This window comes from Pseudomonas sp. FSL R10-1350 (assembly GCF_009600525.1).
Lineage (GTDB): Bacteria > Pseudomonadota > Gammaproteobacteria > Pseudomonadales > Pseudomonadaceae > Aquipseudomonas > Aquipseudomonas helleri.
This window is the reverse complement of record NZ_WIVR01000022.1, coordinates 63,225-71,805: the sequence shown is the minus strand read 5'-3', so window position 1 is coordinate 71,805 and position 8,581 is coordinate 63,225. Positions and strand designations below refer to the sequence as shown.

The following is an 8,581-nucleotide window of genomic DNA, read 5'->3' as shown; positions in this document are numbered from 1 at the left end:
GCTGTCGTTGGCTTCTAATAGAATGCCACCGTGGCGCACAGACGCCTCGGCTTGGGCGAGTCCATGTAATTACAGAGGGCGTTTTTACGCCTGCCACGCCAAAGGGGGGATGAAGCTTTCGAGTTCGTCCTCCACGGCCTGGATGATGCGTGCCACTTCCCCGGTGCTCATGCTAGTGGCGCAGGGGATGCCGGCAATGGCAATCATGGTTTCCCCGGTGGCGCGGTCAAACAACCGGGCAACCATGCTCTTGGGCGCGTCCATGGTCGCCTCGAAGCCAATGGGGTGAAAGTGCCAGCGCATGAGTTGGCAGGCGTTGGGGAAGCTGAACTTATCAATGGAACTGACGGGTTTCATGAAGAGCGATTCCTTTTGCTCTGACGTGATGGTGAGGCGCTAACCTCTCCTTGAGTGTTTGCGAGTCTTTCGTGTTTAACCTAGCACTCATCAGTGATGGCGATAAGCCTTTTTTTGCATTTCGTCGGTTTTATGGCGCCAGTTTTGATGTGTGTCATGCGCTGCGGCAAATTTGGCTCCGTCCAACTGTTATTGAAGCGTGTGGGTAAACTCGGCATTCTGTGTTTTTTGCCAGTTGAGCGTTCTATGTCACTCCCCGACGACGGCCCTGAACAGACCCAGGCGACTGGCGAAACGGTCATGCGCTACCACCTGTGCTGGAAGTACCGCGACCTGGACGGCGTGATGGCGCTTTATCATCCTGACGTGCGCTATCACGACTTCTTCCAGAACCGCGTCATGGTCCTCGCTGATTTGCGCGAGTACGTGCAAAAGTCCATGCCCAGAGCGGCGGATGAGGCGCTGGAACACAGCGACCGGATTCGTCTGGACGGTAATACCGCGTTCATTCAATACCGCATGACCTTGCGCGGCAGTCAGGGGCTGGTGTCATTTCGCGCCAGTGAAGCCATTACCGTGCGCGACGGCCTGATCTGGCGCGTCAATGAATACGCATCGCTGGTGCATGAGGCTGCCCATGACACCGCACAACAACCGCCGTTGCGCCCGGCGGTCAGTCGCCTCGGGCTCTCAGCCCGGCAATTGAGCTTTATGGCGCAAGACCTGCAAACCTACTTCGAACGTCAGCAGCCCTATCTCGACCCAGAACTGGACCTGCAACAGGTGGCCAAGGCCTGCGGCTACACGCGCAACCAGATGTCGTATTTGCTGAACAAGGTGCTGGGCCAAAGCTTTTATCGCTATGTGAATCAGGCGCGGTTGCGGCATGTGTTGGCGGCGATGGATGCGGCGGTTGCACCGATCAAGGTGGATGAGGTGGCGTTTTCAGCAGGGTTTAATTCGATATCGGCCTTTTACACCTGTTTTCGTCAACATACCGGTCAGTCGCCCAAGGCCTATGCCAAGCAAATTTCTTTGCGGGCACGCACGCAAGACGCTGGCTGAGCACTGACGCTAGGATCGACCCATTCTTGAACCCAAGGTGGAGTCGGTAATGCCAGCATGGCGCGCGATCAGTTTATGGATGGACCAGCTTGAGGAAACCCTGACGCCTCGGCCGTCGCTTGAGCACGACCTGGAGGTCGACGTGCTGATCATTGGCGCTGGCTACACCGGGTTGTGGACCGCGTACTACCTTAAACGCCATGCGCCCGAATTGAGCGTCGCCATTGTCGAGGCGCAGACCGCAGGTTTTGGTGCGTCGGGCCGCAATGGCGGCTGGCTGATGGGTAACCTGCTGGGCGAAGACCGCTTGCTTGCCGGGCTCTCGACCGAACAACGACGCACCTCATTCGACCTGCTGCACGGTATCCCGGACGAAGTCAAAAGCGTGATTGATCGCGAGGGCATTGACTGCGACTACCGCAAAGGTGGCGCCTTGTACTGTGCGGCGCGTTACCCGGAGCAAGAAGCCAGCATGCGCCGATACTTGGGCAAGCTGCATGCCCAAGGCTTGAATGACGCCGACTACCGCTGGCTAAGCCCTAATGAGCTGGCGCAGCAGATCCGTGTCGCCAAACCCTACGGCGGTATCTTCACCCCGCACGTGGCAACGATTCACCCGGCCAAGCTGGTGCGCGGGCTGGCCCGCGCTGTCGAGCGCATGGGCGTGCAAATTTTTGAGCAAAGCCCGGTGACTGATTGGCAGCCCGGCAAAGCCCGCACTGCCAAGGCCCAGGTCCGCAGCCGTTGGGTAGTGCCGGCGGTGGAAGGCTATGCCAACACCCTGGCGCCTCTGGGGCGTTATCAGTTGCCGGTGCAAAGCTTGATTGTCGCCACCGAGCCGTTGTCCGAGGCGCTGTGGGACAGCATCGGCCTGTCGCAGGGGCAAGCTTTTAGTGAGAGCAGTCGCCAGGTGACCTACGGCCAGCGCACGGCGGATAACCGCCTGGTGTTCGGCGCGCGCGGGGGCTACCAGTTTGGCGGGCGCCTGCGCGAAAACTTCGACCTGACTGCCAGCGAAATAGAGCTGCGCCGCTACCTGTTCGGTGAACTGTTCCCGCAATTGAAAAACGTCGAGATCAGCCATGCGTGGGGCGGAAACCTGGGGATGTCGCGGCGCTTCCAGCCGCACATGCTCTGTGACCGCCAGCAGGGTGTTGCGCTGGCCGGGGGCTACGGCGGTGAAGGCGTGGGCGCCAGTCATTTGGGCGGCCGAACCTTGGCCGACCTGATTCTGCAACGGGACACGGCAGAGGTTAAACAGCCTTGGGTGTTAACCGAAGGCGGCTTGAAAGCGCTCAAGGCCTGGGAGCCCGAACCGTGCCGCTGGTTGGGTTACAACGCGATCATTCGCAGCTTTGTGTACGAAGACAAAACCCTGGCGAATCTCAATAGCCCGCCGTGGCGTAGGCAATTTGCCAGCCGTATGGCGGATTTTATGGAAGGTTTCATGCAGTAACCCTTGTTGTCTTGATCAGGAAGTTTTTCATGAGCATCACGCACTTTAAAAACACCGCCCATGCTGTGCTGCAAGAGTCCTTCCCGGTGGCTGTGCCGCTGGGAACTCCAGTGTCGGTCACCTCGGTTACCTGTGTTGAACGCACCGATGGCGTCGAAACCGGAATCTGGGAGTGCACGCCGGGGCGCTGGCGTCGGCAAATCGTCCAGCAGGAGTTTTGTCACTTTATTCAAGGCCGCTGCACCTTCACCCCCGATGGCGGCGAACCTCTGACCATAGAAGCGGGCGATGCACTGATGTTGCCTGCCAACAGCACCGGTATCTGGGATATCCAGGAAACCGTGCGCAAGACGTATGTATTGATCTTTTGATCGCTTAACACTGCCGATACCTGCCTATAAAAAAGCTGCCCAAAACATGCTAGGAATCGAATCATGAAGCGTATGACTACCCTGTTGCCCCTAATGCTGGTTGGTACGTTGTGTCAGGCCGCCGAGACGGTGAAGGTCTACAACTGGTCGGATTACATTGCGCCCGACACGATGAAGAATTTTCAACGCGACACCGGCATCGGTTTTACCTATGACCTGTTCGACAGCAACGAGACGCTGGACGGCAAGTTGATGACCGGCAACTCCGGGTATGACGTGGTGTTCCCGTCCAACCACTTCATGGCTCGGCAGATTGAAGGCGGGGCGCTGAAGAAGCTCGACAAGAGCCAATTGCCCAACTGGAAAAACCTCAACCCGGTGCTGCTCAAGGCGCTGGAAGTCAACGACCCGGGCAATGAGCATGGCTTCCCTTACTTGTGGGGCAGCTCCGGGATTGGCTACAACGTGGCCAAGGTCAAAGCAGTCTTAGGCGATAACGCGCCGGTCGATTCCTGGGATTTGATCTTCAAGCCCGAGAACATGGCCAAGCTCAGCAAGTGCGGCGTTGCGATTCTCGACAACGGCCCGGAAATCCTCCCGGCTGCCCTCAATTATCTGGGCTTGCCGCCCCACAGCAAAAACCCGGATGACTACAAAAAAGCCGAAGATTTGCTGATGAAAGTCCGGCCTTACATCAGTTACTTCCATTCCTCGAAATACACCAGCGACCTGGCCAACGGCAATATCTGCGTCGCGGTAGGCTTCTCGGGGGACATTTTGCAGGCGGAGACCCGGGCCAAAGAAGCGAAAAACGGCATCGAGATTGGTTACTCGATTCCCAAAGAAGGGGCGGCGATCTGGTTTGACATGGTTGCCATGCCCGCCGATGCGCCAGACGAAAAAGCCGCGTACAGCTTTATGAACTACTTGCTGCGCCCGGATGTGATGGCGGGCATTAGCAACTACGTGCATTACGCCAACGGCAACCAGCAGGCGGACGCGTTGGTCAGCCCTGAGATCAAGGCCGACACCAAGGTTTACCCGACGCCAGAAATGATGGGCAAGTTGTTTGCACTCGAAGCCATGCCGCTAAAAATTGACCGGGTTCGCACCCGCGTGTGGACCAAAATCAAGGCGGGCGAGTAACTCTGTAGGAGCGAGCTTGTCTCGCGATCTTTTCAAAAAATCAAAAGATCGCGAGGCGAGCTCGCTCCTATAGTTTTAGCTCAATTCACCCGGTTGGCCGGGCGTTCGCCAGCCAGGGCGGCCAGCAGGTTATCGACGGCGCAGCGTGCCATCGCTTCGCGGGTTTCAACGGTAGCCGAGCCGATATGTGGCGTAGCCACCACGTTGTCCAACTGCAGCAGTGGCGAGTCCACTTCCAGCGGCTCGCGTACAAACACATCCAGCCCGGCAGCGCGGATCTGGCCCTGTTGCAAGGCCTCAATCAGCGCCGCTTCATCCACCACTTTGCCCCGCGAGATATTGATAAAGATGCTCTCTGGGCGCATCAGGGCGAACTGTTCAGCACCGATCAAACCTTCGGTTTGCGCCGTCAGCGGCAAGGTCAGGCACACAAAGTCGGCTTCTTGTAGCAGCTCGTTGAGGCTGCGGTAGCGCGCGTTGAAGCGCGCCTCAACCGCAGGCTTTGGCGAGTTGCTGTGATAGATCACCGGCATGCCGAAACCAAAGTGACCGCGCTGGGCCAGGGCTTCACCGATGCGGCCCATGCCGATAATGCCCAGGGTTTTGCCATGCACGTCGGTGCCAAAAGATTCGGGCCCGATGTTTTTCTGCCACTGGCCATTACGCACTTTAATTGCCAGTTCCACCACGCGCCGGGCGCTGGCCAATATCAACGCAAAACCGGTGTCTGCCGTCGTCTCAGTGAGGACATCCGGGGTATTGGTGAGGATGATGTTGCGCCGGGTAAGGTAGTCTATATCGTAGTTATCAACGCCCACGGACACACTGGCCACGGCTTCAAGCTTGGGGGCCAGGTCGAGCAATTGCGCGTCGAGTTTAAGGCTGGCGCCGAGCAAACCGTGGGCGTGGGGCAGGGCGGCGCGCAGTTGCTCCAGCCCTTGGGCGTCGAGGCGCTTGATCAGCGTGACGTCTGTTTCGGCTTGCAGTCGTTGCATCAGCGGTTCAGACAGTTCTTTGTACAGCACGACGTGTTTTTTCAAGGGGTTCACCGACATTCAAATCAAGAGTGGGCCAAGCGCTGCGGGGCGCGGCGTTTAGGGGCAACCGGATCTTTGTGCGTTGGGGTGAGCATCAAGGTCAACAGCACCGAGATCAGCAGGGCGCCGCTCATCAGCAGGTACGACGCGCCCGGCGAACCGGTCTCGCTGTTCAGGTAACCCACCAGATAAGAGCCGCCAAATGAGCCCAGGGCGCCCATGCTGTTGATCAGTGCCATGGCGCCGCCTGCCACGTTGGCCGGGAGGATTTCCGGGATGATGGCGAAGAAGGGGCCATACGGCGCATACATGCAGGCCCCGGCAATCACCAGCAATGTGTAGGACCACCAGAAGTGCTCGGCGCCCAATGCGTAGGAACCGTAGAAGGCGATAGAGGCAATCAGCAACGGTGGCCAGACAAAACGTTTGCGCTTTTGCAGTTTGTCCGAGCCCCACGACACCGCGAGCATGCCGATCACGGCTGCCAGATAGGGCAGGGCTGAGAGCCAGCCGGCTTCGATCATGTCCATGTGCGCGCCCTGTTTAAGGATCGACGGCAGCCACAGCACAAAGCCATACACGCCGATGCTCCAGCAAAAGAACTGCAAGGCCAGCAGGATGACTTTTGGCGAGCGGAAGGCCGCCGCGTAGTTCTTCACCGGGGTCATGCCCACTTGCTCGGCATCCAGCGCGCTTTGCAAGTCTTGCTTCTCTTGCTGGCTGAGCCATTTGGCATCGCTTGGGCGGTCATCCGCCAGGCGCCACCAAATAAAGGCCCAGAGCACGGCAGGCAAGCCTTCAACGATAAACATCCAGCGCCAGCTGTAATGCTCCACCAGATAGCCCGACACCACCGACATCCAGAGCATGGTCACCGGGTTGCCAAGGATCAGGAAGGTGTTGGCGCGCGAGCGTTCGGCACGGGTAAACCAGTGACACAAATACACCAGCATGGCGGGCATTACCGCGGCTTCAACCACGCCGAGCATGAAGCGGATGGCGATCAGGCTGTAGGCGTTGGACACCACGCCGGTCAAGGTGGCGAGCCCGCCCCAGAGAATCAGGCTGACAAAAATCAGCTTTTTAACGCTGTTGCGTTGCGCGTAGACCGCTCCGGGAACCTGGAAAAAGAAGTACCCCAGAAAGAACAGTGCTCCCAGCAACGACGACAGGCCGGGGGTGATGTTGAGGTCGGCGGCCATGCCCGAGGCGGCGGCAAAGCCATAGTTGGCGCGGTCCAGGTAGGCCAGGCTGTAGGTGATGAAGACGATCGGCATGATGTACCACCACCGGCGGGTGGCGAGTTTCAGTGAGTGCATGGTGATGCTCCTGAGCTTGTTGTTTTTGTCGCAGCAGGTAACGGGTCGAGCAAAAAATCAGGCGGCGGTTGAGAACTGGTTGAGTTCAGCGCGGGTCGGCAGGCCCTCCATGTCGCCACGGCTTTGCACGGCGCGACTGCCGATCCAGTTGCCGCGTTGCACCGCTTGGGCAAGGCTGAGGTTTTCCAACAGGGCGCTGATCACCCCCACGGCAAAGCCATCGCCTGCGCCCACGGTGTCGATTACGTTGGCGACAGGCACGGCGGGCACAAAGTGCTCGGTGGTGGCAGTGCGCAAGAACGCGCCTTTAGCGCCGAGTTTGATGATCACCGCCACGGCGCCTTGGTCCAGATAAAACGCGGCAATGTCCGCAGGGGCGTCGTAGCCGGTGAGCAGGCGGCCCTCTGCAAGTCCTGGCAGCACCCAGTGCGCGTGGGCAGCGAGGGCGTTGATGTCGCGAATCATCTGCTGTTCGCTGGCCCACAACGACGGGCGCAGGTTCGGGTCGAATGACACGCTTTTGCCTGCGGCGCGCATCGCCCGCATCAGTTCAAAAGACAACTCATTGCAACTGGCTGAAAGCGCAGGCGGGATGCCGGTGGCATGCAAGTGCCGGGCGCTGAGCAATGTGTCGCTGATCACCGAGCGGTTCAGGTGGCTGGCGGCGGAGCCCCGGCGAAAGTACTCCACGTGCGGGTCGCTGCCGTCATCCACGCGCGATTTAAGCTGAAAACCGGTGGGGTTCTGCGGGTCAATCGCCACATGCTGGCAGTCCAGCCCTTCGCCTTGCAGGGTATTGAGCACAAAGCGCCCGAGGGAGTCAGCCCCTACGCGGCTTAGCCAGTTCACATTGAACCCCAAGCGGGCCAGGCCAATGGCCACGTTGCTGTCCGCCCCGGCGATACGCTTGTGAAACGTCTCGACCAAGGCCAGGTCGCCGGTTTGCTCGGCCACCCACATGGCCATGGTTTCGCCAAATGACAACACATCGACGTTAGACATAGCTCGGCTCCTGTTGTGTGTGACTGAGCCTGGAGAGTACCTGCACATGTTGGCGGGTCAGCCAGGTCAGGTCGTTGCCTTGCAGCGGGTACTCGACGGCGCGGGGCAGGCCGTGGGGCATGTGGCCCATGAGCTGTTGCCAGGATTGCAGGTCGGTGGCCGTCGGCGGGGTGGCAATCAACTTGCCATCCGGGCGTCTCGCCACGCCTTTGCAATGCACATAGGTCACGTGGCGGCCCAGCAGGCGCGCGGCGGTGCTGGCCGACTGGTCTTGCCACTGCCAGTTACCAATGTCGAAGGTCATGCTGACGGGTGCACGCAACTGCTCGACGCTGTCAAAAAAGCGCTGCATGGGCTCGATGCGCCCGCCTTGGGAGGTTTGGTCGTTTTCCACCAGCAAGCGTACGGACTGCTGCTCAAGGCAGGCGGCCAGCTGGCGCATGTCGCAATGCTCGGTGAAGTACCCCAGCGAGACTTTCAGCCACTTGGCGCCGAAGGCCTTGGCCCGTTGCAGGGTTGGCAGCAGTTGCGGGTTGGGGCGTGACTGGCCGGCGTCCCACAGTTCCATCGGCGATGAGTACAGGCATTCCAGATCGTGCTGTTGAACCGCCTGGCTAAAGCTGGCCGGGTCTTCGCCGGTGAGCAACTCTTCGCGCAGCTCGATACGTGTGGCGCCGGCTTTGGCCAGCAGTTCGATGAAGCTGGCTTGGCCGCGTTCGCGAACAAGGTCGGCGCCGTAGCTCGACAGGCTGATGGAAACGGGAAATGTGTTCATTCTTATTGCTCTCTGAAACCGGTTTCATATTTGTACAGCGTTAAAGGCTGACG

Annotated in this window: 9 protein-coding genes; 4 read left to right on the top strand and 5 right to left on the bottom strand. The window is 59.3% G+C overall.

The genetic code is table 11. The features are described from left to right. Positions 1–84: 84 nt before the first annotated feature. A complete protein-coding gene (locus GHO25_RS12485; protein WP_048370086.1) occupies positions 85–357 on the bottom strand; it encodes a DUF1652 domain-containing protein in 273 nt (90 codons plus the stop codon). A 246-nt stretch (positions 358–603) separates the two neighbouring features. Here GHO25_RS12485 and GHO25_RS12480 point away from each other — a divergent pair, with 246 nt between their 5' ends. The 4 genes from GHO25_RS12480 to GHO25_RS12465 all read left to right on the top strand — a co-directional run bounded on the left by GHO25_RS12480 (position 604) and on the right by GHO25_RS12465 (position 4,395). After that, complete coding sequence (locus GHO25_RS12480) at positions 604–1,422, top strand: AraC family transcriptional regulator (protein ID WP_153390899.1); 819 nt, start codon at positions 604–606, stop codon at positions 1,420–1,422. 49 nt (positions 1,423–1,471) lie between these two features. Beyond that, positions 1,472–2,878: an FAD-binding oxidoreductase gene (locus tag GHO25_RS12475; RefSeq protein WP_153390898.1), complete on the top strand. Its 1,407-nt coding sequence runs from the start codon at positions 1,472–1,474 to the stop codon at positions 2,876–2,878. A gap of 29 nt (positions 2,879–2,907) precedes the next feature. Continuing rightward, a complete protein-coding gene (locus tag GHO25_RS12470; RefSeq protein WP_048370089.1) occupies positions 2,908–3,249 on the top strand; it encodes a cupin domain-containing protein in 342 nt (113 codons plus the stop codon). Positions 3,250–3,312: 63 nt separating this feature from the next. Next, positions 3,313–4,395, top strand: coding sequence for a polyamine ABC transporter substrate-binding protein (locus GHO25_RS12465; RefSeq protein WP_153390897.1), 1,083 nt, complete (start codon positions 3,313–3,315; stop codon positions 4,393–4,395). An 80-nt stretch (positions 4,396–4,475) separates the two neighbouring features. On the opposite strand, the gene GHO25_RS12460 is transcribed toward GHO25_RS12465, so the two are convergent. Genes GHO25_RS12460 through GHO25_RS12445 form a run of 4 tightly spaced genes read right to left on the bottom strand, consistent with a single transcriptional unit; the run spans position 4,476 to position 8,528 of the window. Continuing rightward, entirely contained in the window at positions 4,476–5,450 is a 975-nt protein-coding gene (locus tag GHO25_RS12460) for a D-glycerate dehydrogenase (RefSeq protein WP_178110073.1), read from the bottom strand. Positions 5,451–5,455: 5 nt separating this feature from the next. Then, on the bottom strand, positions 5,456–6,751 hold the full coding sequence (locus GHO25_RS12455) for an MFS transporter (RefSeq protein WP_048370093.1): 1,296 nt from the start codon (positions 6,749–6,751) through the stop codon (positions 5,456–5,458). 57 nt (positions 6,752–6,808) lie between these two features. Further along, entirely contained in the window at positions 6,809–7,753 is a 945-nt protein-coding gene (locus GHO25_RS12450) for a sugar kinase (protein WP_153390896.1), read from the bottom strand. Continuing rightward, the gene (locus tag GHO25_RS12445) at positions 7,746–8,528 is read right to left on the bottom strand and encodes a sugar phosphate isomerase/epimerase (RefSeq protein WP_153390895.1); all 783 of its coding nucleotides are present in this window, start codon (positions 8,526–8,528) and stop codon (positions 7,746–7,748) included. Before GHO25_RS12445 ends, GHO25_RS12450 begins: the two co-directional genes overlap by 8 nt. Between the last annotated feature and the right edge of the window lie 53 nt (positions 8,529–8,581).

Bases quoted from the DNA above. Each gene is read 5' to 3' on its own strand.
- GHO25_RS12485 (WP_048370086.1), bottom strand. From the start codon at position 357: ATGAAACCCGTCAGTTCCATTGATAAGTTCAGCTTCCCCAACGCCTGC.
- GHO25_RS12480 (WP_153390899.1), top strand. From the start codon at position 604: ATGTCACTCCCCGACGACGGCCCTGAACAGACCCAGGCGACTGGCGAA.
- GHO25_RS12475 (WP_153390898.1), top strand. From the start codon at position 1,472: ATGCCAGCATGGCGCGCGATCAGTTTATGGATGGACCAGCTTGAGGAA.
- GHO25_RS12470 (WP_048370089.1), top strand. From the start codon at position 2,908: ATGAGCATCACGCACTTTAAAAACACCGCCCATGCTGTGCTGCAAGAG.
- GHO25_RS12465 (WP_153390897.1), top strand. From the start codon at position 3,313: ATGAAGCGTATGACTACCCTGTTGCCCCTAATGCTGGTTGGTACGTTG.
- GHO25_RS12460 (WP_178110073.1), bottom strand. From the start codon at position 5,450: ATGTCGGTGAACCCCTTGAAAAAACACGTCGTGCTGTACAAAGAACTG.
- GHO25_RS12455 (WP_048370093.1), bottom strand. From the start codon at position 6,751: ATGCACTCACTGAAACTCGCCACCCGCCGGTGGTGGTACATCATGCCG.
- GHO25_RS12450 (WP_153390896.1), bottom strand. From the start codon at position 7,753: ATGTCTAACGTCGATGTGTTGTCATTTGGCGAAACCATGGCCATGTGG.
- GHO25_RS12445 (WP_153390895.1), bottom strand. From the start codon at position 8,528: ATGAACACATTTCCCGTTTCCATCAGCCTGTCGAGCTACGGCGCCGAC.